Origin of the sequence: Sarcina sp. DSM 11001 (genome assembly GCF_900101015.1) — a bacterium.
Classification (GTDB): Bacteria; Bacillota; Clostridia; order Lachnospirales; family Lachnospiraceae; genus CAG-791.
Genome location: NZ_FNFZ01000029.1, coordinates 7,583 through 32,602 on the forward strand (window position 1 = coordinate 7,583; position 25,020 = coordinate 32,602).

At 53.2% G+C, this 25,020-nt stretch carries 17 protein-coding genes and 1 tRNA gene; 10 read left to right on the plus strand and 8 right to left on the minus strand.

Annotation, left to right across the window (positions count from 1 at the left end; all coding sequences use genetic code 11):
- A partial coding sequence (locus BLT02_RS13710; protein ID WP_092996666.1) for an endo alpha-1,4 polygalactosaminidase occupies positions 1-2,011 on the plus strand: 2,011 nt, incomplete at its 5' end.
- Positions 2,012-2,357: 346 nt separating this feature from the next.
- Here BLT02_RS13710 and BLT02_RS13715 read toward each other — a convergent pair.
- The 6 genes from BLT02_RS13715 to leuD all read right to left on the minus strand — a co-directional run bounded on the left by BLT02_RS13715 (position 2,358) and on the right by leuD (position 7,326).
- Positions 2,358-2,933 carry a chromate transporter gene (locus BLT02_RS13715; protein WP_092996669.1) on the minus strand — a complete coding sequence of 192 codons (576 nt, stop codon included), beginning with the start codon at positions 2,931-2,933 and terminating at the stop codon, positions 2,358-2,360.
- Positions 2,930-3,514 carry a chromate transporter gene (locus tag BLT02_RS13720; protein ID WP_092996672.1) on the minus strand — a complete coding sequence of 195 codons (585 nt, stop codon included), beginning with the start codon at positions 3,512-3,514 and terminating at the stop codon, positions 2,930-2,932. Before BLT02_RS13720 ends, BLT02_RS13715 begins: the two co-directional genes overlap by 4 nt.
- 27 nt (positions 3,515-3,541) lie before the next feature.
- Positions 3,542-4,816, minus strand: a complete 1,275-nt coding sequence (locus BLT02_RS13725; RefSeq protein WP_347475001.1) for a 3-isopropylmalate dehydratase large subunit — start codon at positions 4,814-4,816, stop codon at positions 3,542-3,544.
- Positions 4,813-5,373, minus strand: coding sequence for a LeuD/DmdB family oxidoreductase small subunit (locus tag BLT02_RS13730; RefSeq protein ID WP_092996677.1), 561 nt, complete (start codon positions 5,371-5,373; stop codon positions 4,813-4,815). Before BLT02_RS13730 ends, BLT02_RS13725 begins: the two co-directional genes overlap by 4 nt.
- A gap of 179 nt (positions 5,374-5,552) precedes the next feature.
- Positions 5,553-6,803, minus strand: coding sequence for a 3-isopropylmalate dehydratase large subunit (locus BLT02_RS13735; protein WP_092996679.1), 1,251 nt, complete (start codon positions 6,801-6,803; stop codon positions 5,553-5,555).
- Positions 6,804-6,858: 55 nt separating this feature from the next.
- Positions 6,859-7,326, minus strand: a complete 468-nt coding sequence (gene leuD / locus BLT02_RS13740; protein ID WP_092996682.1) for a LeuD/DmdB family oxidoreductase small subunit — start codon at positions 7,324-7,326, stop codon at positions 6,859-6,861.
- A 394-nt stretch (positions 7,327-7,720) separates the two neighbouring features.
- On the opposite strand from leuD, the gene BLT02_RS13745 reads away from it, so the two are divergent.
- Positions 7,721-8,593 (plus strand): DegV family protein, encoded by an 873-nt coding sequence (locus BLT02_RS13745; RefSeq protein WP_175453844.1) that lies wholly within the window; start codon positions 7,721-7,723, stop codon positions 8,591-8,593.
- A 616-nt stretch (positions 8,594-9,209) separates the two neighbouring features.
- On the opposite strand, the gene BLT02_RS13750 is transcribed toward BLT02_RS13745, so the two are convergent.
- Entirely contained in the window at positions 9,210-10,559 is a 1,350-nt protein-coding gene (locus BLT02_RS13750; RefSeq protein ID WP_092996688.1) for a glycoside hydrolase family 25 protein, read from the minus strand.
- Positions 10,560-11,020: 461 nt separating this feature from the next.
- Positions 11,021-11,093, minus strand: a tRNA-Lys gene (locus BLT02_RS13755).
- A 241-nt stretch (positions 11,094-11,334) separates the two neighbouring features.
- On the opposite strand from BLT02_RS13755, the gene BLT02_RS13760 reads away from it, so the two are divergent.
- The 8 genes from BLT02_RS13760 to BLT02_RS13795 all read left to right on the plus strand — a co-directional run bounded on the left by BLT02_RS13760 (position 11,335) and on the right by BLT02_RS13795 (position 24,739).
- On the plus strand, positions 11,335-12,117 hold the full coding sequence (locus BLT02_RS13760; RefSeq protein WP_347475002.1) for a TatD family hydrolase: 783 nt from the start codon (positions 11,335-11,337) through the stop codon (positions 12,115-12,117).
- Between the two features lie 140 nt (positions 12,118-12,257).
- Complete coding sequence (gene rsmA / locus BLT02_RS13765; protein ID WP_092996736.1) at positions 12,258-13,124, plus strand: 16S rRNA (adenine(1518)-N(6)/adenine(1519)-N(6))-dimethyltransferase RsmA; 867 nt, start codon at positions 12,258-12,260, stop codon at positions 13,122-13,124.
- Between the two features lie 139 nt (positions 13,125-13,263).
- Positions 13,264-14,838 carry a tetratricopeptide repeat protein gene (locus BLT02_RS13770; RefSeq protein ID WP_092996691.1) on the plus strand — a complete coding sequence of 525 codons (1,575 nt, stop codon included), beginning with the start codon at positions 13,264-13,266 and terminating at the stop codon, positions 14,836-14,838.
- Positions 14,839-14,887: 49 nt separating this feature from the next.
- Positions 14,888-16,801, plus strand: coding sequence for a 1,4-alpha-glucan branching protein GlgB (gene glgB / locus BLT02_RS13775; protein ID WP_092996694.1), 1,914 nt, complete (start codon positions 14,888-14,890; stop codon positions 16,799-16,801).
- Between the two features lie 28 nt (positions 16,802-16,829).
- Positions 16,830-17,204, plus strand: a complete 375-nt coding sequence (locus BLT02_RS13780; RefSeq protein WP_092996697.1) for a metal-dependent transcriptional regulator — start codon at positions 16,830-16,832, stop codon at positions 17,202-17,204.
- 610 nt (positions 17,205-17,814) lie between these two features.
- Entirely contained in the window at positions 17,815-19,485 is a 1,671-nt protein-coding gene (locus BLT02_RS13785; protein ID WP_092996700.1) for a formate--tetrahydrofolate ligase, read from the plus strand.
- 45 nt (positions 19,486-19,530) lie between these two features.
- The gene (locus BLT02_RS13790) at positions 19,531-20,007 is read left to right on the plus strand and encodes a peptidylprolyl isomerase (protein WP_092996703.1); all 477 of its coding nucleotides are present in this window, start codon (positions 19,531-19,533) and stop codon (positions 20,005-20,007) included.
- 502 nt (positions 20,008-20,509) lie between these two features.
- Positions 20,510-24,739, plus strand: coding sequence for an Ig-like domain-containing protein (locus BLT02_RS13795; protein WP_092996706.1), 4,230 nt, complete (start codon positions 20,510-20,512; stop codon positions 24,737-24,739).
- The last annotated feature ends 281 nt before the right edge of the window (positions 24,740-25,020 follow it).

A 25,020-nucleotide genomic window follows, 5' to 3' on the forward strand; every position in this document is an offset into this window, starting at 1 on the left:
GCAGGAGACAGAGGGAGCCGGCACAGAGCAGGATCCGCAACTGCAGGAGACAGAAGCTGACGGCACAGAGCAGGATCCGGAGCCGCAGGAAACAGAAGCTGACAGCACAAACCAGGATCCTGAGACACAGCCGCAGGAGTCAGAAACAGACAGCACAAATCAGGACCCTGAGACACAGCTTCAGGAGACAGAAGCTGAAGGTGCGGAACTTACACCGGAACAGGAACAGGCTCAGACCGGAGAGGCCCTTGCAGAGGATGAATCTGCTGCTGTCGGCGGGAAACAGGAAGGGCAGGAAACTGTTCAGGAAAAGGAGCTGAAGACAGATCAGAAGACAGATCAGAAGGAGACAGCCCTGCTGGCTGAGGACCAGGAAGAGGAGGCCGTCAGTGAAGAGGCGGCGAGCGCGATCGCGTCCGGGTTGACTCCGTCGGAAGAATCGAAGAAACAGCAGGAAAGTGCCGGCAAAGCGGTTACGGTTGAAGCGGTCGTCAGTATCCGGAAAGCGAAAATAACTCTTTCCAGGACCAGTTATACCTACACGGGAAAAGCCATCCAGCCGGGTGTGACCGTTGTCAGAGGGAAGACAACGCTGAAAAAGAACAGGGACTATAAGGTCACTTTTTCCGCAAATGTTTCTGTCGGCACAGCGACGGCAAAGATCACCGGAATCAAAAAATACCGGGGAACGATAATAAAGACTTTTAAGATTAACAGGGCAGCACAGAAGCTGACGCTGAAGGCCAGTACGTCAAGGGTCTCTGCCGGCAGAACAATGACAGTAAAGGCGGGCGGAGCCAGGGAGACAAAGAAGTATTCCTTTAAGTCCTCCAACAAGGCTGTCGCAAAGATCTCTTCGACAGGAAAGATCACCGGAGTAAAGGTCGGTACGGCAAAGATAAGGGTCTCTACTCCCGCGACAAAAAACTATAAAGCAGGATCTAAAACGATCACGGTCAAGGTCGTACCCACAGCGACAAAAAGCCTGAAGGCCTCGAACCAGGTGGGCGGCATAAAGCTGACATGGGCGAAAGTGGCCGGGGCCAACGGTTATTATCTCTACAGAGACGGAAAGCGGATCACCACGATCAGCAAAGGATCCACTGTGACCTGGCTGGATAAGAAGGCAGGCACTAAGAACAGGAAGTATACCTATAAAATTATCGCGAAGGCTTCCACTGGAGCCAGCACCCTGTCCAAATCTGTCGGAATCAGGCGTGTGATCAAAATCAAGGCTTCGAGCTCGGCTACGGCCAGGTATTGCCTCGAACAGAGATATGTTTCCAGAACCCTTACAAACTCAAAGAAAAACAATCTGGCAGTCATTGACCCGACAGGGATCAATACATCGCTGATCGCGAAGGCAAAGGACAGGGGGGTAGTGGTTTACGGCTACATTAATGCCGGTGCACTCGAGAAAACGAGGAAATATTATAGCCAGTTTGAACATCTCCGTATCTGTGAATATGATGGCTGGCCGGGAGAATACTGGGTAGATGTCACATCCTCTTCCTGGAAGACCCATCTGATCGATGAGGCGAAAAAACAAAAAGCTGCCGGAGTGACCGGAGTATATTTTGACAACGTGGAAATCTACTACATGGTCAAACATGGTTTTCACGGGAAACATTTATACCGCGATCCTCCTTCACAGGAGAGTGTATACAAAGCCCTGAGCGAGGTGATCAAAAAAATAGAAAACGAGGTCGGCATCCTGGTGATGCCCAACTGCGGAGATACCTTTGTCCGGAGATTTGAAAAAGACAATCCCGGGGTCATCCTGGAGGTCAATGTGGAGGGCGTCCTCTATGAAGACTTTGACAGAAAATCCAGTGACGAAGTAAGGTATCTGACCAGCTATCTCGACTGGTGTGCCGGCAGAGGAATGGTCACCAGAGGAATAGAGTACACAAAAAGCAGTTCCGGAGCGGAAGAGTCAAGGGAATACTACAAAAAGCACGGGTGGACAAGTGTCTATATCAGCAGACATAAGGACCTTGAAGGTGATTGACATCATAGAGTAACAGTAAACCTCAGTAATTGAAAACCTGCTTTCCGCAAGGCAGACACCGGCGCCGGGAATTCAAGACCTGCCCGCGAGTCTTGCGGAAATGAAGACTAGAAAAGCTGCTGTCCCGAGGCCGTGAGACCTCTGCAGGGACAGCAGCTTTTTTCATCTTGCTGTATTTTACATCCGCCTGTATTTTACATCTTGCTGTACTTACATCCGCCAGTATTTGCGTTTACCTTTATTAGGGGGTTATGTGCATGTATTTGCTGCGGGAGCAGTTTTTGCTGTTCTCGGACACTTACATTTATTTGCATTTATTGTGTGCCTGCACCAGCTACTGCCCTGTCTATACGCCCGCAAAACGGAACACAACACCGACCACGGCTGAAAACACAATGAAGGCGACCGGATGGATCTTTGGAAAGAGCTTCTGACCGCCAAAAATGATGATTCCAAGCAGGATGGCCTTCCACAGAAAGAGGTCGGCGGGGTTATGGGAAGCCTGGAAGGCATCGATGTTGATCAGGGCGACCTTGGCCACATTCAGGCCGGCGGCTGTGATCATGGCAATTGAGGCGGGACGCAGGCCGTAGAGGGCGTTCTGCACGTGCCGGCTCTCCTTGAATTTCTGGAGGAAACCGGAAATGATTAGGATGATGATCAGGGAGGGGGTGGCAAGGGCGACTGTTGCCAGGACGCCGCCCGGATAGCCGGCAGTCTTGAATCCCGCATAGGTCGACATATTGATGCCGATGGCTCCCGGAGTGGACTCCGAGATGGCGATCATGTCCGCGATATCCGAAGTGGAAAACCAGTGGGTCCTGTTGGACATCTCGTAAAGGAAGGGCAGAGTAGCCAGACCTCCGCCGATTGAAAAAAGTCCGGTCTTAAAAAAGTTGATAAACAGAAGGAGGTAGATCATTTATCGGAACCCCCTTTCCCGGATGTGCCTGCGGGAGGTACAGCTCTTCCCAGCAGGACACCCAGCATACCGGACAGGATGACCAGAATGGCGGCGGGGACAGCCACGGGCAGTACCCCGGAGAGGGCTGTCATCAAAAAGACCACCAGATACATGGCCAGGCTGACGTGGTCGATCACGGATTTACTCCACAGCCTCATGACAGCCTCTACGATCAGTACGCAGACACAGACCCTGATCCCGGCGAAAGCATTCTGTACGACCGGGAGGTGGGCAAATCCCTGCAGGAAGGTGGCGATCAGCAGGATTATGATGATCGGAACAGTGATGAAGCCCAGGGTCGCCGCAATGGCGCCTGCGACCCCCTTGCGGCGGCTGCCGATAAAGGTCGCCACGTTGAGGGCGATCAGGCCGGGCGTACACTGCCCGATGGCAAAATAGTCCGTCAGGTCTTCCGTCGTCGTCCAGCCCCGGGTCTGTACCAGGTCACGTTCCAGCAGCGGGAGCATGGCGTAGCCGCCCCCGAAGTTGACCGCGCCGATCCGGAGAAAAGCAAGATAAAGTGCAATGATATCATTCATGTTGAAAATTCCTTTTTAAAGCACCTGTTATGCATCTGATCCGGGTACGGTGATCTTTCCTGTGAGGGCTGCCCAGGCAGCGGATTTGGGGGAAGCGAGGTAGATCCGGACCTTTGAAGTGCCCATGCGGCCGAGGAAGTTGCGGTTGTTGGTGGCGACCACGACTTCTCCGTCCGTCAGGATCCCGCCCGCGCGTCCGCAGCAGAGGCCGCAGCCGGGGTGGGTGATCATGGCGCCGGCTTCCGCGAGGGTGCCCAGAATGCCGGCCTCCAGGGCCTGGCGGTAGATCTTGCGGCTGGCGGGGGTCACGATGAACTTCACGAAGGGAGCGATCTTTCTGCCCTTCAGGATCTCTGCGGCTGCCGCCAGGTCCTCCAGCCGGCCGTTGGTGCAGGAGCCCAGGAAAACCTGGTCCACAGGAATGCCGGCGATCTCACTGACGGGGCGGATGTTGTCCACCTGGGAAGGACAGGCCATCACAGGGACCAGGTCCTCCGCGCGGTAGGTGAGGGTGCGTTCGTAAACAGCATCGGGGTCTCCGTGGAGGGACTGCAGGAAGGAGTCCTTCCGGAAATCATCCGCAGGGATCCCGCAGTACTCCGCCGTTTTTTCATCGGGGGCGAAGAGGCCGCACTTGGCTCCGCATTCCACTGCCATGTTGGACATGGTCATACGGGCGGCGACGCTCATGGCTTCGACAGTGCTGCCGGTGAACTCGAGAGATTTGTAGGTCGCGCCGTCGGCCCGCAGGTCGCCCAGAATACGGAGGATGACGTCCTTGGAGGTGACATTGTCCGGGAGAGTGCCGTCGATCTGGACTCTGATCGTCTCGGGAACCCGGATCCAGAGCTTTCCGGTACCCAGAATGCCGGCCATTTCCGTGTAGCCGATCCCGGTGGAAAAGGCGCCCACACAGCCGTAGGTTGTTGTGTGGCTGTCCGTGCCAAAGGCGATGTCTCCGGGCTTCACATAGCCTGCCTCGGTCATCAGCTGGTGGCAGATGCCGTCAGACCGGTGGACATTTTTGACGCCGTACTTCGCGGCAAAGGCATCGCCCTTCGCGAAATGGCGGGTGTCGTCGATCTGGCTGGCCGGAACCAGGTGGTCGTAAATAAGGACCATCCTGTCGGGATCCCAGATTCTGGAGAAACCCATCTCCTCGAATTTGTCCGCCACAAAGGGGATAAAGATGTCGTGGACCATGACCCGGTCCACATTGACGGTGACGATCTCGCCGGGAGTCACTTTTTCGCGCCCGATATTGTGGGCAATGATTTTTTCAATGAGAGTCTGTCCCATCATGCACCTCCTTTCGATCCGGAGCCATCGGAGCAGGCCGTACAGGACGCGGTATTTTCAGGGGAAGAGACACCGATACCGTTCAGCCTCTGCATGGCCTTGACCAGGCCGCCTGCCTCCAGGATATCCAGGAGATTCTGGGGAAGCGGGGAGATGGGATATTCCCTGCCCTTATAGAGGATGGCCTCGCCGACCCGCACTGTGATCTCGTCCCCCTCCTTCACATCTGCTGCCAGATCGGCATTTTCGATCAGGAGAAGCCCGTTGTTGATCGCGTTGCGGAAAAAAATGCGGGCGTAGGAGCCGGCGATGACGCAGCGGATCCCCAGGGCCTTGATGACCTCCGGAGCCTGTTCCCGGGAGGAGCCGCAGCCGAAATTCTTGCCGGCCACGATGATGTCGCCGGGCGCGATCTGGGCCGCGAGCTCCGGACGGAGAGGGGAAAAGGCGTAGGGACGCATGTCGTTGACGGTTTTCAGAGCCAGGTATTCCGTGGGCATGATGATGTCTGTATCGATATCATCGCCCAGAAGCCAGACTTTCCCGGTAAACTGTTCCATGTTTGATCCTTTCTGTTCGTAGTATCAGTCATAGTATCAGGAAGTGCCCCCGTGAAGGGCGGCACCGGGTTGTTTTTTTCAGTTTGTGCGGCATTCAGCCTTCTTGGAACAGCCTCAGTTCGTGTAGTATCAGCCCTTGCTGGTTTTCACGTCATTTGGCCGCCGCAGGAACAGCTGTTTTACAGGCTTTCCGCGCTGCAGATCTCGCCCCGGATGGCAGAAGCGGTGACTGTGGCGGCGGAGCCGAGATAGACAAAGGAGTCGCGGTCGCCGGCCCGCCCCTTGAAATTGCGGGTCCCTGTGCTGATCAGGACCTCGCCGGCTCCAATGACACCCTGGCAGCTGCCCCAGCACACACTGCAGTTGGGGTTCATGACGATGGCGCCCGCTTCCATAAAGATGTCCAGAATGCCTTCCTTCATGGCGTCGAGCCAGACCTCGCGGCTTGCGGGGACCACCAGGAAGCGGACAGTGGGCGCAACCTTTTTCCCTTTTATGATCGAGGCGCCCAGACGCAGGTCCTCCAGACGGCCGTTATTGCAGGAGCCCAGGAAGGCCTCGTTGATCTTGATTCCCGTACATTCACTGACCGGGGCGATATTATCCACGAAATGAGGCTTTGCCACGACAGGGACAATGGTCGACAGGTCTATGTCGTAAACCTTTTCGAACTTCGCGTCAGGATCACTGGTATAACAGGCGGCCGGCTTCCTGCCCCCGTGGGCGGCCAGATATTCCAGCGTGACGTCGTCCACTTCCATCAGTGCGGTCTTCGCGCCCGCCTCCACACAGAGGTTGCAGATCGCGATGCGGTCGCTCATCGTGAGGGAGGCCATGCCGGGACCGGCAAATTCCATGGCGTGATAGTTGGCGCCGTTGGCGCCGATCTGCCCGATGATGGTCAGGATCAGGTCGCGCGCCGTCGCCCCGTTCCCCAGCTTTCCGGTGAGATTGAAGCGCAGCGTCTCAGGCACCAGGACCCAGGACTTGCCGGTCACCATACCGTAGAGATAATCCGTGCATCCGACGCCGGTGCCGAAGGCACCGAGAGCCCCGTAGGCACAGGTGTGGCTGTCCGCGCCGAAGATCAGCTGTCCGGGCACCACGTGGTTTTCAATCATCACCTGATGACATACACCGGCGCCCTCATAGAAGGTGATCCCGTGTTCCTTTGCGAAATCGCGCATTTTTTTCTGCGAAGCAGCGGTCTTGGGGCTGTCGCAGGGAACGTTGTGGTCCACGATCCAGACAAGCTTGCTGACATCGGCGATATGAGGGTGTTTCAGGTTGTTGTACATATCGATCGTCAGATGAGTGGTCCCGTCGTTGCTCATGAGGTAGTCGAGCTCGACCGTGTGGATATCGTTCGCATGCGCCTCACTGACTCCGGCGGCTCTCGCCACGATCTTTTCTGCAATAGTCATTCCCATTTTATTAATCTCCTGTGAAACAAGTCTTTTTCCAGTTGAGAATCCTCATGAATCCTCATTTGTCGAGGGACGCGATCAGACCTCCCTGATCCAGGATCCCCTGCAGGTGGGCAGGGAGCTTTGTGCAGGCATAGGTTCTGCCGCCGGCCGTAACGGTTCCCTCTGTCATGGACAGCTCGATCTCATCCCCGCTCTGAACATAATCGTGAAGATCTTTACAGACGATGGCGGGCAGGCCGATATTGATGCAGTTGCGGTAAAAGATCCGCGCGAAGGATTTGGCCAGCACAGCGCGCACGCCCAGTGCCTTGAGTACGCTCGGTGCCTGTTCGCGGGAGGAGCCGCAGCCGAAGTTTTCTGCCGCGACAACGAAATCACCGGGTTTTACGTTTTTTGCAAAGTCCGCGTCGAGAGATTCAAATGTGTGCGGAGCCATTTCCCCGACGGATGGAAACAGCAGATACTGGGAAGCAATGATCTGATCTGTGTCGACGTCGTTGTCAAACTTGAATACTTTTCCCATGGTGTTCCTTTCCTGATGGTAAAAATGCTGATAAATAAGGGATTATTAACAATCTACAATCATTGAAAAACTTTATGTACACTTCTATGGACACTTTTTGATTTTAAAATGCTTTTGCTATTAAGTCCATCTCTTTTGCTTTTGTTGATGGCAGTACGCAAGTGTGCATTGAATGTATTATACCCCTGTATCCATTGATTTGCCTATGGATTATCATGATTTATTCATCTTTGGGTATATTAAACGATGATAAAAAACGATTTCCGGGATGCCCTGCGACACCACGCGGTTTTAAAAACTACTTATTGCAACTTTACCGGTTCACACATTGTCTTTTCGGTTTATATCGCTTATAATGACTAAAACAAATCCTATCGAAAGGAAGAAAAATCACATGTTTAAAATCATTACAGATAATGGATCAGACCTGTCACCCAGCTTTCTTTCGGAAAACGACGTCGGCTGCATGTATCTGAGCACCATCCTGGAAGGCAAGGTGATCGCAGGGAAGGATAAGTTCCTCTCCCCTGAGGATTTTTACCGCATGCTGAGAGAGGGGGCCAAGCCCTCCACTTCTCAGATCAATCCAAGTGACGCGCGGGAATACTTCGAAGAGCACATAAATGAAGCGGATGAATTCCTGTATGTCGGGATCTCGTCCGGGCTGTCGGGCACAGTGGGCAGTGTGCGTGCGGGCGTGGAGGAAATACTCGAAAAATATCCCGGAAAGAAAATAGAGATTGTTGACGCTCTCACTGCCTCCTGCGGGGAAGGTCTTCTTGTATATTATGCCGTTTTGCTGCGCAATCAGGGAAAGACTCTGGAGGAGACAGCCTCCTGGCTCAGGGCAAACGCGAAAAGTGTCCTGCTGGCCATCACTGTCGACAACCTCTTTGACCTCTGGCGGGGCGGCCGCGTGTCCAGGACCAGCGCACTGATCGGGACGCTCGCCTCCGTCAAGCCCTTCATCATTGTCGACAATGAGGGCAAGCTCCAGGTGATCAAAAAGATCCGCGGCCGTAAGAAATCGCTGGAGTATCTGGTCGATTATATGGAAGAACGTATGGGCTCCCGCAAAGAAGAGAACCGGCAGATGGTCATTGTCAACCACGGAAATGCCCCTGCGGACGCGGAACTGACAGCCAAAATGATCCGTGACCGCTTCGGCTTTGAAAATATTATGGTGGGCAATGTCGGATCGATGATTGGTGTCCACACAGGCCCCAGTATTGTTGTCGCTGCCTTTCTTGGAGAAGAGCGCATCTGATTCCTGTTGAATTGATTGAGAAATATGCTGGTCCCTGTTATGATTATTGATGCGGGACATGGAAGAGGCGGTATCTGCCGCAGTCCGCAGTAACAGGTCCTTTGACTTGATCGGATCATCCTATTAAAAAATCATTTTATAATTGGACCGGTCACAGGAAAGCGAATGTAAATCAGTAAACAGGAAACCACCAAGAAACAGGAGGAAAGAATATGAAGTTAATGATCGTCCTGGTAACTGCGATCACAGCCATTGCAGCGATTGCGATCACAGCCGTCTCGATCCCCAGCAGATTCGAATAAAGCGGCACAGATCCGGCAGCCGTATGGGAATGATGTCCGTGGGATGTCCGGAACTTTTTTACAGGCGGCCGTACAGGCCGAAGGCAGACAGAGGTAAAGCCGGTGAAAGATGGAACAGAGTTCCATCTTTCACCGGCTTTTTGTTTTGGAAACAGGGCTTTAGGCAATTAAGACCTGTAGACAAATAAAGACCTGTAGATAATTGATATTTACAATCATTTATCTACAGGTCCACATGTCAGTGTAATTTTTAGTTTCAGGTCACTGCAGGCCTCGAAGGACCGTTGCAGGATCAAATTATCACTGCAGGTTCATTACTGCAGGATCGCTGAGTGGAGCAGCAGGTCGCAGTCCACATAGCCGTTGATTCCGGGGATCCTTCCGCGGGAGGAAAACTGCCAGAGATCAAAACGGGTGGGGGTCTTCATTTTGTTTGCCTGGCCCCAGATGTAGGCGGCCGGCTGGTTGGTTCCCCAGTAAGCATACCAGGTGGAATATCTTTTCAGCCTGGAATTGTCAAAGAAGTTGTTGTAATAGGAGAGGTTGAAATAATAACCTGCGCGTCTTCCGCCCTGAATGATGGTATTGCAGAAAGCAATGGTCATATCCGTGATCTTCGTGCGGCTTTTGACATGTGTATAGTTCATGGAATCGTATTCCCAGTCAAAATAGACCGGCATGTCGATCTTATAAGCCTTCAGCAGGCGGAGACACATTTTTGCCTCGTTTATGGCTTTCTGTTTTGTGCCGGCATAGCTGAACCAGTAAATTCCCACAGGGAGACCGGCAGCCTTTGCCTTGGAGATATTAGAGTGGAATTTGTAATCGGCGCGGCCGCCGTTTTTACCGTGTCCGGCGCGGATAATGACGCCGCGGACGCCGGAGGCCTTGACTCTCTGGAAATCGATCTTTCCCTGATGTTCGGAGACGTCGATCATCTTTCTGTAGAGATTGGAGGAATCGGGATCCTGGCCGCCAACCTGCCCTACGAGCTTTCCGTTGGAATCCAGCCGGTAGGTCTTGTTCCCGATCTTCTGGACGCCGGTCAGAAGCGAGCCGTAATGGCCTTTCTTATTGCAGCTCGCGTAGTATTTGCTCCCTGAAACGGTGAACCATCCGGTGACCATGTGGCCCTTGCTGTTGAAATAATAGCGTCTGCCCTTGATTTTCTGGAATCCTGTCGAAACAGCTCCCGGGTAGGGGGTGGAGGCGGGATTCAGGAAATAAAAATAAGTTCCGATGCGGACCAGACCGGTGAGGATCTGCCCTTTGCCCTTTTCGCCCCTGACACAGCTCGCGTAGTATTTTTTTCCTTTATAGGTAAAAAAGCCAGTCGTCAGATTTCCCTTGGAATCAAAAAAGTAAAGTATCCCATTTACACGGACAAAACCGGTCCTGTATTTTCCGTCAGAAGACAAGAGACGGAGATGACCGCCTACAGTTTTCCATTTGGCAGAGGAAATATCAACCGGGGTCTGTTTTTCCGTCCTGTCCATAATGAAAGAGCCATTGCCCCCCGAATCACCTGAAATATTTCCCGGTCCTGAACAGGCAGGCATCTGCTGACCTGGCTTCACGGCTGCCCCGACAGGAAGGCAGACGGTACTCAGAACAATAGAAACTGCAAGAAAAGCGGTGAGCAATCTTCTGGACTGTGCTGACATACTTCCTCCATTTTAAGAAATTGTTTTTAAAATATGTTTTTTGGAAATGAATGCAGAATCTGAGTTCAGCAACTAAATTCAGCAACTGAATTCAGCCCCTGATTCGTATATATTACCTGATTCGCATATAATGTAGATAACTGGAGCTATTACCAAAGTATGAATAAACAGCGAGTCAAGCGGCTGCAAATGCCATGCTCGCATGAGCATTTGCAGACATTTGACGAGCGTTCAAACATGGGGAAGAAGCCGTTTTGCGCGTGCTTTTCGTGCAAAACAAGCGGATTCCGAATGGTTGGAGCGATGCGAGAGCGCCCGTGGCGCGGAGCAGCGCGTAGTTTATTCATACATGTTTGCAGGCGCTCGCCCATAGCCACAAGTATAAAGGAAAAAAGAAAATCTGTCTACGAGAAAAAAAAGAACACCACAACCGGGATTGACCACAGAAATGATGTTCTCCGTGCGCCGTCAGGGACTCGAACCCTGGACACCCTGATTAAGAGTCAGGTGCTCTACCAACTGAGCTAACAGCGCATATTTATTATTCTTTGTCTGTCCGGTGTTTTCCGAACGCAAGTAGTATTATATGCGAAGCCCAACAGGAATGCAATAGTTTTTTTGAAAGTTTTTTGGAAAATTTTAAAATTTTTTAAAAGCATTTTTAAAAGGCGCATTTTAAAGGCGGAATAATATAAAGGGCGGATCAATTCAGAATCAAAAAGGGGCGGTATGTGTTATAATACAACCAACGGTTCAGAAAGGGTTGAAATGATTTATGAATATGATTTTTGAGACACATGCGCATTACAATGATGAAGCTTTTCAGGAAGACCGCGAGGAGATCTTCGCTCAGTTCCCTGAAAAAAGGATCGGCACAGTGGTCAACATAGCTTCTGACCTCAAGAGTATCGATGAATGTCTGGACCTTGCGCACAGGTATCCGTTTATGTATTGTGCTCTGGGGATCCATCCATCGGACTGCCAGCCCCTGACGGAAGAGCTTCTGGAAGAGATCCGGGGAAAGCTGTCCGACCCGCGGGTCGTCGCTGTAGGGGAGATCGGGCTGGACTATTACTGGGACACGACATTCAGGGATGCGCAGAAATACTGGTTTGAGCGCCAGATGGAGATGGCAAGGGACACGAAGCTTCCCGTGGTCATTCATTCCCGGGAAGCGGCACAGGATACGCTCGCGCTCATGAAAAAACACAGGGCAGAGGAGATCGGAGGAGTGGTCCATTGCTTTTCTTATAGTGCGGAGATCGCAAAAGAAGTAGTCAAAATGGGCTTTTTCATCGGTATCGGCGGTGTTATAACTTTCAAGAATGCCAGAAAGCTTAAAGAGGTCGCCGACCAGGTCCCGATTGAGAACATCGTCCTCGAGACGGACTGCCCCTATCTTGCGCCGGTCCCCTTCCGGGGAAAACGCAACAGCTCCCTCTACCTTCCTTACGTCGTAGAGGAACTGGCTAAGATCAAGGGAATAGATACAGAGGAAGTGATCGAGCGGACTGCGCAGAACGCGCGCAGGCTTTACAGCAGGATCACAGACTTGTGATCGATGACGTTTCTCAGGGGTTTTTTAGAGTTTATGGCTCTAAAGGATTTATTGATTTTAAAGATATATATAAACACTGCCATGAGGATTCAGATAAGAGCCTGTTTTTTATAAGGCTTTGTTTCAGGAAAGGACTGGATTTGGAAAGACTGACATCGCCGGGTGTGACCCGGGCTGTACTTGAGCGGTTCGGGATCCGTGCAAGAAAAAAATACGGACAGAACTTTCTGACAGATGGAAATATAGTGAGGGGTATTGTTGACGCCGCTGAAATCAGCAGCGAGGACTGTGTTCTTGAGATAGGGCCTGGAATCGGAACGATGACGCAGGCTCTGTCCGGGGCTGCCGCGCATGTTGTCTGCGTCGAGATCGACGAGAATCTCCGTCCTGTACTGGCGCTGACCCTGGAGGACTGCGGCAATGTGGACGTGATCTGGCAGGATATTCTCCGGACCGATCTGCGCGGGCTCGCGGATCAGTACAACGGAGGCAGGCCAATGAAGGTGGTCGCAAATCTACCTTACTATGTGACGACTCCGATCCTCCTTTATCTGCTGGAGGAAAAAGGGTGCTTCGAAAGTATCACGGTCATGGTACAGAAGGAAGTGGCAGACCGCATCTGCGCCGGTCCCGGAAGCAGGGAGTACGGCGCCCTGTCTCTGGCAGTACAGTATTATTCGGAACCGCGGGTTGTTTTGAAGGTCCCCCCGGCCTGTTTTCTCCCGCGGCCTGCTGTGGAGAGCGCTGTTCTCCATTTAAAGGCATTCAGCGAGCCGCCCGTTCAGGCGGATGAAAAACAGCTGTTTGCTCTCATCCGGGCATCCTTTAACCAGAGACGCAAAACACTTGCGAATGGACTCTCACACGGCTTTTCCCTCGATGGAAAAAGACTGACAAGAGAGGAAGTGGAGAAAGCTCTGGCAGTGATGGGTCTTCCCGCGGATATCAGGGGAGAAAAGCTGTCTCTTGAAGAGTTTGCCCGGCTCAGCCGACTTCTGCTGGACTGACTTACGGTTTTGACATTGATGTACAGCCTGTGATAAACTAAAACGATACTATATGCTATCCTGATAATAACTTCAGGAGAAGCCTGCCCGGGGCGTTCTCCTTTTTCTGCCGCACACTGAGTGCGGCGGGAGGTGTAAGTTGGACAAATATGAATTGAGAGTAAGTCTGGATGAGATCGACAGACTGATTTCAGAGAGGCGTTTCAAAGAAGCAGCCGGGGTTGCCGACAGGATCGACTGGACGCGGATCAAAGGAACGCAGACTCTGTGCAGAATCAGCGACCTGTACAAGATCAACAAGAGATACAGGGAGAGCCGGGATCTTCTGGCCATCGCTTATAAAAAGAATCCGGAATCAAGAAAGATTATCTATTCACTCTGTGAGCTTGAACTGAAGCTGAACAATTATATCCATGCACTTCAGCTCTACAACGCATTTATCAATGTGGCACCCAGGGATTCCGACCGGTACCTTCTCCAGTACAAGCTGTATAAAAAGCAGGAAGTCAACGTGCTGGAGCAGATCGCCGTCCTGGAGGAATTCCAGCAGCATGATTTCAGAGAGAGATGGGCCTATGAACTCGCGACGCTGTACTATCGCGCCGGAGATGTTCAAAGCTGTATCCGCCAGTGTGATGAGATCGTCGCCTATTTCGGGGACGGCCGCTTCGTACTGCGCGCGCTTGAATTAAAAAAATCTCTCACGGATCTGAATCCGCAGCAGAACGAGAGACTGGAGCTCCTTAAGAAGGGCGGTAAGTATGTTCCTCCCGTGCAGCCTGAACCTGTGACAGATGCTGCTCCCGAGGCTGCTGATGCCGTGAAGGATGCTGCCTCTGCAGTGCCCGGGGCCGGGGACAATACCGCTCCCGGGATGCCTGAGTCCGGTAAAGCCGCTGCCCCTGAACTGCCAGTGCCTGAGTCCGGGAATGCTGCTGCCTCAGCAATGCCTGAGTCCGGGAAGAATACCGCTGCCGCGGTGTCCGAAGCTGCCGGCCGGGCGGATGGACCGGAAAACCTGACAGTAAGCTCATTGAACCCGGACGGGAGTTCCGGACCGGACAGAGCGAAGCCTGCGGCGCAGACTTCCGCAGATCAGACCAGGAGACCGGCTGAGGAGGAGACTTCGCGGAAAGAAGCGGAGATTTCCGGAAACGGACACCCGGACCAGGGGATCATGGAGCCTGAACCGGACGAAGAGGAGGCGGATGCCTCTGAACCTGCGGGAACACCGGAGGAATATACAGATACCCTGTTGAATGACGTACACATGGAAGAGACGATCGCGCAGGGAATGCGGGAGATTGGGGATTACGACAGCGTCCTCGCCCAGGAGACCAGCGGTCAGCTCGCAATGGTCATGGAGGAAGAAGAAAAGGAAGAGAGCCAGATCGAAGGCCAGCTCAATCTCGAACAGATCATGTCGGAATGGGAAAAGATCCGCAAGGAGAGCGAACAGAAGCGCCTCGCGGATGCCCGCCGGAGGGTCCTGGAAAGATCTGATGCCGCCAAGAGGCAGCTGTACGGAGATGACTTTGTACGGGCCGGCGCAGGGAGCGGCAGAGATCCGGAACCGGAGGAGTTCTCAGGATCGGAGAAATCTTCTTCCGCACCCCAGGATTTTCAAGGCCGGGACGAAGCCGGAAAGACCCGGTCCTGGCGGAGAGAGGATGTGGAAAGCGGTCTGAAAAAGAACCGGAAAAAGAACCTGTAATAAATGCTTTATGTTCCTGACATTTTTAAAATAAAAGAAAGGGGTACTTATGGCTGCTAATCGCGAAAGGGTTTTTGTATCAGAGACAGATGCCTATTTGTTCGGAAATGGAACACATTATGACATCTATAAAAAACTGGGTGCGCATCCCTCTGTTGAGGAGGGAGAGAAAGGGTTCTTCTTTGCTGTATGGGCCCCTAATGCGCTCGCGGTGCATGTGATTGGAAATTTTAACGACTGGGATGAGGAAAAGTGTCCCATGACAAAGCTGAATGACGGCGGGATCTGGACATTGTTCATCCCCGGGATCGAAGCCGGAGTGCTCTATAAGTACTGCATTACAACTGAGGACGGAACAAAAGTTTATAAAGCAGATCCCTTTGCGAACTCGGCAGAGCTCCGTCCCGGCACGGCATCTAAAACAGCGGATATCACCAATTTCCACTGGACAGACGGCCGGTGGATGAACAAGCGCGGCAAGAAGAACCCCAATCAGCAGCCGATCGCGATCTATGAGTGCCACATCGGCTCCTGGATGAAGCATCCGGACAGCGGTGACGGCTTCTATACCTACAGAGAGTTTGCGGACAGGATCGTAGAGTATCTGAAGGAAATGAAATTTACCCATATCGAGCTGATCGGTATCTCTGAGCACCCCTTCGACGGGTCCTGGGGATATCAGGTCACGGGCTATTATGCTCCGACATCCCGCTACGGCACTCCCAACGATTTTATGTACATGATCAACAAGCTGCATACAGCCGGGATTGGAGTCATCCTTGACTGGGTGCCTGCCCACTTCTGCCCTGATGCCCACGGCCTGGCAAAATTCGACGGCAAATGCATCTTTGAAGATCCGGATCCGCGCCGCGGCGAGCATCCGGACTGGGGCACACGTATTTTCAACCTCGCCAAACACGAGGTCAGCAATTTCCTGATCGCAAATGTTTTTTACTGGATCAACGAGTTCCATGTGGACGGCATCCGCGTCGATGCCGTGGCCTCCATGCTCTATCTTGACTACGGCAAGAGGGACGGCCAGTGGCTGCCCAACAAGTACGGCGGAAACGAGAACCTCGATGCCATCGAATTCTTCAAGCATCTCAATTCTGTCGTGCACGGCAGGGATCCGGGCTTTTTGACGATCGCAGAGGAGTCCACTGCATGGCCCAAGATCACAGCCAGCCCCGAGGACAATGGTCTCGGTTTCAACTTCAAGTGGAATATGGGCTGGATGCATGATTTCTGTGAATATATGAAGCTGGATCCTGTCATGCGGAAGGGCGACCATAACGGCATGACCTTTGCTATGAGCTACAACAGCGCGGAGAATTATATCCTTCCTCTTTCCCACGATGAGGTCGTCCACCTCAAGTGCTCCATGGTGGAAAAGATGCCCGGCTACCGCGTGGACAAGTACTCCAACCTGCGCCTGGGCTACACCTTTATGATGGGGCACTGCGGCAAGAAGCTCCTCTTCATGGGACAGGAGTTCGGCCAGGAACGCGAATGGAGCGAGGAGCGTGAGCTTGACTGGTTCCTCCTTTCTGACGAGCAGAACAGCGGCATGAAGTACTATTTCAGCAAGCTTCTGGAGATGTACAGGAATTACAAGTGCCTCTACGAGATCGATAACGACTGGGGCGGTTTTGAATGGATCAATGCCAATGACGCTGACCGCAGCATCTATACCTTCCTGCGTAAGTGCCCGTCAAGCCGCAAGGGCCTGATGTTCGTACTCAATATGACACCTGTTAAATATGAAGGTTTCCGGATGGGTGTTCCCGTAAACAAGCGTTATAAACTGATCCTGAACAGCACGGACAAGCAGTTCGGCGGTTTCGGAGACACACCTGTTCCCGAGATCATCCGTCCCAAGAAGGGACTCTGCGATTTCCGCGATCAGTACATTGAATTTGACCTGCCTGCCTACGGCGGACTGGTGTTTGAGTATTCTTATTGATCAACTTGAGTTATAAGGGGGATAAAACGTGGTAATTCATGAGTCTGCAGAAGATTATCTCGAGACTATACTGGTTTTGCACGAGAGAAACGGACAGGTTCGTTCGATCGATATTGTCAATGAAATGAATTTTTCAAAACCCAGTATCAGCATTGCAATGAAGAAACTTCGCGAAAACGGCTATATCCGTATGGATGTCAACGGACTGATCACCCTGACGGATACCGGCAGAAATATAGCGGAGCGCATTTATTCCCGTCATAAGCTTCTGACGAAAGTCCTTGTCGCGATCGGGATCGATGAGAAGAAGGCCTCCAGTGAGGCCTGCAAGATCGAGCATGATATTGATGACGAGACCTACGAAAAGATCAGCGCGTTTTACGAATCCTATAAAAAAAACTGACATAAGTGCGGCTGGCGTGAATCCGCGGCAGCCTGTACTGTAACCTGGAAGGTGCTGCCATACACGTCCTGTCGAGGGCGTGTATGGCAGTGTGCGAAAAACCCGTTCCAACAATGCGAAGCTTTGTTATCATCTCGCGATGGGATTTTCGCCGTAAAACTCGGGCTTTTCGTGAGAAGCGCGCGAAAAACGCCTCAAATTTCGCGCCGGTCTGAAAACCAGTGTGACGTCTCAATCATTTTTGAAGTTAAAATTGCCAGATCGTCGTCGTTCCCGCGAGGCGGAGGAAGGAGTCGATGTGAACCCATCGGCGACTGACGACAACGACGCGGGCGGCGACGAGATGGTGATTTTAATTCTAATTATGATTGAGACGGCACACTAGAAGGTACGTATTTTTGTACTGATTCAGAGCAGTGTTGACAAATAGCTGTTAATGTTTATCATTGTTACTGTTCACGGCCTTACCCGGCTGTGAACAGTAATTTGCTGTTTATTGGTGATTTTTCTATAGGATTTTCACCTCTTTGCGCTGGTTTTTTACAGCGATCCTTTTCACCGGATCCCGTTTTTGTTCATAATCCATTTTTTACAGGAGGAAGCATCTAGCATGAAAACAGACATTCAGATCGCACAGGAGGCCGAGCTCTTTCCCGTCACACAGGTCGCCGAATCTGCGGGAATCCCTGCGGATTCACTGGAATTATATGGAAAGTACAAAGCAAAACTGTCAGATGAGTATCTCGAGAGCCTGAAGTCAAAAGAGAACGGCAGGCTTATTCTTGTGACAGCGATCAATCCTACACCTGCCGGGGAAGGCAAGACGACCACCAGTATCGGTCTTGCGGATGCATTCCACCAGCTGGGCAAAAAAGTTGTAGTTGCGCTCCGGGAACCCTCGCTTGGTCCCTGCTTCGGAGTCAAGGGCGGCGCCGCAGGCGGCGGCTATGCGCAGGCTGTCCCCATGGAGGATCTCAATCTCCACTTTACCGGAGACTTCCACGCCGTCACAGCGGCCAACAACCTTCTGGCAGCCGCCATCGACAACCATATCCATCACGGCAATGCCCTCGGCATTGATCCCACGCAGATCGTCTGGAAGCGCTGCATGGACATGAATGACAGAGCCCTTCGCAGCATCGTAGTCGGTATGGGCACAAAGATGGACGGCCCCCTTCGTCAGGACCGCTTTGTCATCACTGCCGCTTCCGAGATCATGGCGATCCTCTGTCTCGCAAATGACCGCGAGGATCTCCGTGTCCGTCTCGACCGGATCGTGATCGGATACAATTACCAGGGCGAACCCGTCCGGGCAAAGGATCTGGAGGTCACCGGCGCAATGATGGCCCTCCTCAAGGAAGCCATTTCCCCCAACCTCATCCAGACCCTGGAGCACACACCCACCCTCGTCCACGGCGGTCCCTTCGCCAACATCGCCCACGGCTGCAATTCCGTCCGCGCGACAAAGGCTGCTCTCAAGATTGCGGATTACACCATTACCGAGGCAGGCTTCGGCGCAGACCTGGGCGCTGAGAAATTCCTCGACATCAAGTGCCGCATGGCCGGCCTTCATCCCGATGCCATCGTCATCGTCGCCAGTGTCCAGGCTCTGAAGTACAACGGCGGCGTCGCCAAGGCGGACCTCAAGAAGGAAAACGTCGAGGCGCTCAAGAAGGGTATCGTAAACCTTGAAAAGCACATCGAGAACATTCAGAAATACGGTGTTCCCGCCATCGTGGCCCTCAACTCCTTCATCACTGATACCGAGGCTGAGACAAAGGCGGTCGAGGAGTTCTGCACCAGCCTTGGCTGTGAGTTCTCCAAAGCCACTGTCTGGGCGGAAGGCGGCAAGGGCGGTATTGACCTCGCTCAGAAGGTCCTTAAGACCCTCGATGAAAAGAAGAGCAATTATGCCCCCATTTACCCTCTGGAAATGCCCCTTGCTCAGAAGATCGAGACCGTCGCAAAGGAGATCTACGGCGCGGACGGTGTTGTCTTCACCGGCGCGGCCCAGAAGCAGCTCAAAAACCTGCAGGCCCAGGGCTTCGGCGACCTTCCGGTCTGCATTGCCAAGACCCAGTACTCCCTGTCCGATGACCAGACCAAGCTCGGACGCCCGACAGGTTATGACCTCAATGTCCGCGAAGTCTATGTCTCCGCCGGAGCAGGCTTCGTCGTCGCTCTGACCGGGACCATCATGGCCATGCCCGGCCTGCCCAAACGTCCCGCTGCCTGCAGCATTGACATCGGAGAGGACGGAAAGATCACAGGACTTTTCTGATGAGACAGAAACCCTGACGTAACGCTGAGCAGTTAGGAGGAAAAAATGATCAGAATTACAATGAAAGACGGCGGCGTCATCGATATTGAACTCGATGAAAAGGCTGCACCCCTGACCGTGGAGAATTTTCTCAAGCTGGTGAACATGAAGTTTTATGACGGGACGATCTTCCACAGGGTTATTCCCGGATTCATGATTCAGGGCGGAGACCCCCAGGGAACCGGCATGGGCGGCCCCGGCTGGACCATCAAGGGTGAATTCAGTGCCAATGGCGTGGACAACCCGATCAGCCACAAGCGCGGCGTCATCAGCATGGCCAGAGCCATGGATCCCGACAGCGCGGGCAGCCAGTTCTTTATCATGCACGCAGATGCAGACTACCTCGATGGTCAATATGCCGCATTCGGCCATGTAGTCAGCGGCATGGACGTCGTGGACCGGATCGCAGGCGTCCGCACCAACCGCTGGGCGGGTGACCGCCCCTACGAGGATCAGGTCATGGAGACCGTCCGCGTTATCTGATGTGTCGTGTGCATCCATTATAGGGAACGCCGAAGGTAGTTTGCCGCTCACTATAAATCATCATTCCGGACACTCTAAAGCGGAGCTGACACTTGATGCCTTGTCATCAGCCGGCGATAGATTTTGGGCTTTATTAAAAGTTTAAACAGACAAAGGGCAGAAAGGGAACAGTTCATCCTATGAACAGATCCCTGTCTGCCCTGTTTTTATATTCTGGCTGTATCTTTTGTAAAAATCTTTTGTAAAAAGCACCTTGACAGCCCTCTTCTTTTTTTGGATAATGGTTTTGTTAAGCTAACTATATAGAAATACTGACTTTCTCTGGAAAAGCCTGCTCCGTGCGGGCTTTTTCGTGACTTATGGGTTAGTTGCTTCTAATAGAAGGCTTTTGCTATCCGGTAAAAGCACTCTTGGGAAAAGACAGAAACATGAATACATCCGCAGAGCTGTTACTCCCGGAGAAGGCAGTTACAGTAGGTGAACGATTAAAGAAGGAGGAGTCATGAAGAAAAGAAGGATACTTGCACTGGCACTTGCGCTTGCTTTGATCATGAGCCTCGTCCCGGTTTCCGGTCTGGCTGCAGAGCCTGTCGGTTTCATGGATCCCGGTGCAGTGATGCAGGAGGATACAGAGGAATCGGTAAATACGGAAGCGGTGAACGGAGAGGAAGCTTTATCTCCTGACACTTTCGGGGACGGGGAAGAAGGATCATGGCAGGATCCCGCAGGGTCCGCCGAAGACAACGATGCAGACCAGGCTCTGGAGGAGACGCCTGCCGCAGAGGATGACGGCGCAGACCAGGTCCTGGAGGAGACAACGGCCGTCGAGGACGATGGTGCAGACCAGGTCCCGGAGGAGACACCGGCCGTTGAGGACGATGGTGCAGACCAGGCCCTGGAGGAGACACCGGCCGTTGAGGACGAGGGTGCAGACCAGGATCTGGAAGAGGAGGCTGCTGTCGAAGAAGAGAACAGCGAGCCCGTTGATGAAGAGGACGCTGAAGCTGTAGAGGTAAGCGCCCCGGATCAGAACGAGGAGACTGCAGACGCGCAGGAAGCTGTCTCTGAAGACACACAGGAAGCTGCCGCTGCGGACATACAGGAAACTGCCGCTGCGGACACAGAGGAAGCAGGATCTGTGGATGAACCAGCAGTTCCCGCAGAGGACGGATCTGCTGCGGAATCCGCTGTGGATGAAGCAGCGGTTCCCGCGGAGGAAGAATCCCTTGCGGATACTTCTGCGAATGAGGTCGAAGACGGCTATTCCTATGTCCTGATGAACATCCCCTACGCGGAATTTTACGCGGCGGAGCTGGCGGCCGGCAGCCCGGCAGTCGACGCGGTCGCTTCCGCGACGAAAAACAAACCCCGCACAGGGACTCTGGCGGGCGGATCCTACCACGTGGACCCGGAGGGCACCGACATCAGCGGTGTCATCTATCCTGTCAAGGCCAGCAATGATGATATTGCAGCCCTGATTGCCTATGATGAGAATCTTATGATCACGGATGAGTCCATTATCGCCATCACAGTGACCAACAGGGGACAGGAGACCACGACATGGTATGAAGGAAAGGACGCTCTCTTTGAGGCGCCTGACCACAGCTTCTATATCACGGATGATGATCCGGCCTATTATAAGGAAATGTCCATGGAAGCTGACGGGACGATGACCTTCGGACCGGTCCAGGGAGATGCGGTATCGGTTGAAGGTGTGACCGGAGCTGTTACCATCGGTGCCCGTCACGCCAATATTGAGATCAAACTCAGCGGTACGGACGGCGTCGCTCAGGGAGATGCAGTCTCCGGAGCAGTCGTAACCGCAGCGGACGATGAAGGAAATGCCACTCAGTACGGACTCCGCCATGTGGTCAATATCTGGCGCGGGACTGAGATCGGCTGGAACTACGATGAACTCGACATTTACGGAAAGACCATCACCAATATCCGCTATTACAAGCAGGACGCAGTGATCGATTATCCTGTGGACATTCCGGTCAGGGCACAGTATGTTCTGATGAACATTCCCTACGCGGATTTCTACGCTGCAGAACTTAAGGCGGGAAGCGCGGCCGTCGACGCAGTCGCTTCTGCCACGAAGAGCAAACCCCTCAACGCCAGGCTTGCAGGCGGTTCTTATCATGTGAACGCGGACGGATCGGATATCTCCGGTGTGATCTACCCCGTAAAGGTCAACAGCCCGGAGGATCTGGCGAAGCTGGAGGAAAAAGGAGCAGCCGTCATCACCGATGATTCGAGTGTGGATGTCTCAGTCCCCGGCAGGAACGGCGCTGATCCCACGATCACTGTTTACAATGGAAAAGATGCCCTTTTCCAGGCACCTGACTACAGCTACTATGACCTGGGCAGCGGAATCCAGAGCTTTTATAAGGAACTGACTGTCGCAGAGGACGGAAGCCTGTCCTTTGGCGCCGTGAAAGGCACCACGACCAGGGCGGAAGCGGAGGTGTCCGTCACGGCAAATGCTTCCCACACTTATTATGAGATGAAAGTGACCTCCGACTATGTACAGACGGGAGATACGGTCAGCGCAGTCGTCATGACCGCAGAGGACGGCACCACCTACGGCCTGCGCCATATGGCCAACCTTTGGAGAGGAACGGAGATCGGATTTGAGGCGGATGAGACCTTCAGCGCCCTGATTGGAAAGAAGATCACAGGCCTGAAATTCATCACCCAGAACGGAATCTACAACTTTACTGTGGACGCGCTCATTCCGGAGAAGCTTCCGGAGTATGTCCTGATGAACATCCCTTACGCGGACTTCTACGCCGCGGAGCTGGCCCAGGGCAGCCTGGCTGTCGACGCGGTCGCCTCCGCGACGATGAGCAAGCCCCGCAGCTCTCTGGCAAACGGATCCTACCACGTGAATGTCGATGGCAGTGACATCAGTGGTGTCGTCTATCCTGTGAAGGTGGGCAAGGGCTTCCAGCTCGATCCCGCAAAGCAGGTCACGGATGCGGACAGCTTATCTATTACAGTCATGCTCCGCGGCCAGGAAACGACAACAGAATATACCGGCAGAAATGCCCTGTTTGAAGCCCCTGACTACTCCTGGTATGCGCTCAGCGCAGAGGAAGTGCCCGCCTTCTTCAAGGAGGTCAGGTCTAACCACGGAAATACCAGCTTTGGCGCGGCAGTCGGAGAGATACTGACAGCACAGGCAACCGCGGAGGTCAAGGCAAAAGGCCGTCATGCGGACTATGAGATCAAGCTCACTCCGGATGAGGGCGTACTGGACCAGGCGACCGATGTTGTAAACGCAGTGGTCCTCACGGACTCCGAAGGAAATACCTATGGTCTGCGCCATGTCGTCAATATCTGGAGAGTCCTGGAGGTGGGCTTTAACCGGGACGAGCCGGCAGGCGCCCTCGCAGGCAAAAAGATCACTAACATCAGATACTTCAAGCAGAATGGAATCTTAGATCTGACTGTCGACATCGACGTTCCTGTCCTTTCCACCGCAGTCACTCTGGACAAGACCTCCGTCTCCCTGCTGGCAGGCAAAACAGCTGCCCTTGCTGCGACGGTCAATCCGGAGCAGGCAGGCCAGGCAGTGACATGGACCAGCAGCGATGAAAACGTGGTCACTGTCGATGAGAACGGCGTTCTCACGGCAGTTGCGGCAGGTACCGCGACAGTCACCGCTGCCGCCGCGGACAACACCGGCGCCTCGGCAGTCTGCGAAGTGACAGTCACGAAGCCTGTCTCCTCGATTAAACTGGACAAGACCAGCGCCTCCATCCTCAGAGGAAAGACAGTCACTCTCAAAGCGACCGTATCTCCTGATGATGCCGCCAACAAGGCAGTCACCTGGTCCAGTAGCGACAAGAAGATCGCGACTGTGGACGCAAAGGGCGTTGTCACGGGCGTTGCAAAGGGTACCGCTACGATCACGGCTAAGGCAAAAGACGGCAGCGGCGTGAAAGCCACCTGCAAGATTACAGTCAAGCAGCCCTTCACCAAGATCACCCTCAGCAAGACATCGGCCTCGATCCTGAGGAACAAGACAATCACCCTCAAGGCCACCGCAGGCCCTTCCTCCGCCAATGATAAGTCTGTCGCCTGGACGACCAGCAACAAGAAGGTCGCTACAGTGGATTCCAAGGGTGTCGTCAAGGGTATCGCCAAGGGAACCGCGACGATCACGGCGACGGCCAGAGACGGCAGCAAGGTCAAAGCCACCTGCAAGATCACAGTCAAACAGCCCGTCACCAAGATCACCCTCAATAAGACATCGGCCTCGATCCTGAGGAACAAGACAATTACCCTCAAGGCCACTGCAGGCCCTTCTTCCGCCAATGACAAGTCTGTTACCTGGACGACCAGCAACAAGAAGGTTGCGACAGTGAACTCTAAGGGCGTCGTCAAGGGCATCGCCAAGGGAACCGCGACGATCACGGCGACCGCAAAGGACGGCAGCAAGGTCAAGGCTGTCTGCAAGATTACGGTCAAACAGCCCGTCACGAAACTGACGATCAACAAGACCAAACTTACTGTGAAGAAGGGCAAGACCGCCACTCTCAAAGTGACAGTCGCTCCTTCGTCCGCCAACGACAAATCCCTCAAATGGACCACCAGCAATAAGAACATTGCGACCGTGACCCAGAAGGGTGTCGTCAAAGGAATAAAGACGGGAACAGTTACAATTACAGCCGCCGCAAGGGACGGCAGCGGTAAAAAAGTCACCTGCAAGATTACCGTGCAGTAAATGACCTGCCGGGTCCGACAGCGCAGCCTGCTGCCTGAGAACCGGCAATAAGGCCTGTCGCAAAACAGGACAAACCAGGAGGGGACGATTCTATTGTCTGGCTGGATGGATTTCGCCAGACAAATAGATCGTCCCCTTTCTGAAATCAGGGGGAGGTTGACCCTGTATGTAAGAAGCAAATCGTTATCTGCCCAAAATGTTCTGGCGATCATGCAATTCTGGAATCATGCCGGATGGGTTTTTAGTTGATAACAGATTAAAAAGCATATATCATAAGGAGA

Bases quoted from the DNA above. Each gene is read 5' to 3' on its own strand.
- BLT02_RS13715 (WP_092996669.1), bottom strand. From the start codon at position 2,933: ATGATCTACCTCCTTCTGTTTATCAACTTTTTTAAGACCGGACTTTTT.
- BLT02_RS13720 (WP_092996672.1), bottom strand. From the start codon at position 3,514: ATGAATGATATCATTGCACTTTATCTTGCTTTTCTCCGGATCGGCGCG.
- BLT02_RS13725 (WP_347475001.1), bottom strand. From the start codon at position 4,816: ATGATGGGACAGACTCTCATTGAAAAAATCATTGCCCACAATATCGGG.
- BLT02_RS13730 (WP_092996677.1), bottom strand. From the start codon at position 5,373: ATGGAACAGTTTACCGGGAAAGTCTGGCTTCTGGGCGATGATATCGAT.
- BLT02_RS13735 (WP_092996679.1), bottom strand. From the start codon at position 6,803: ATGGGAATGACTATTGCAGAAAAGATCGTGGCGAGAGCCGCCGGAGTC.
- leuD (WP_092996682.1), bottom strand. From the start codon at position 7,326: ATGGGAAAAGTATTCAAGTTTGACAACGACGTCGACACAGATCAGATC.
- BLT02_RS13745 (WP_175453844.1), top strand. From the start codon at position 7,721: ATGTTTAAAATCATTACAGATAATGGATCAGACCTGTCACCCAGCTTT.
- BLT02_RS13750 (WP_092996688.1), bottom strand. From the start codon at position 10,559: ATGTCAGCACAGTCCAGAAGATTGCTCACCGCTTTTCTTGCAGTTTCT.
- BLT02_RS13760 (WP_347475002.1), top strand. From the start codon at position 11,335: ATGAATATGATTTTTGAGACACATGCGCATTACAATGATGAAGCTTTT.
- glgB (WP_092996694.1), top strand. From the start codon at position 14,888: ATGGCTGCTAATCGCGAAAGGGTTTTTGTATCAGAGACAGATGCCTAT.
- BLT02_RS13785 (WP_092996700.1), top strand. From the start codon at position 17,815: ATGAAAACAGACATTCAGATCGCACAGGAGGCCGAGCTCTTTCCCGTC.
- BLT02_RS13790 (WP_092996703.1), top strand. From the start codon at position 19,531: ATGATCAGAATTACAATGAAAGACGGCGGCGTCATCGATATTGAACTC.
- BLT02_RS13795 (WP_092996706.1), top strand. From the start codon at position 20,510: ATGAAGAAAAGAAGGATACTTGCACTGGCACTTGCGCTTGCTTTGATC.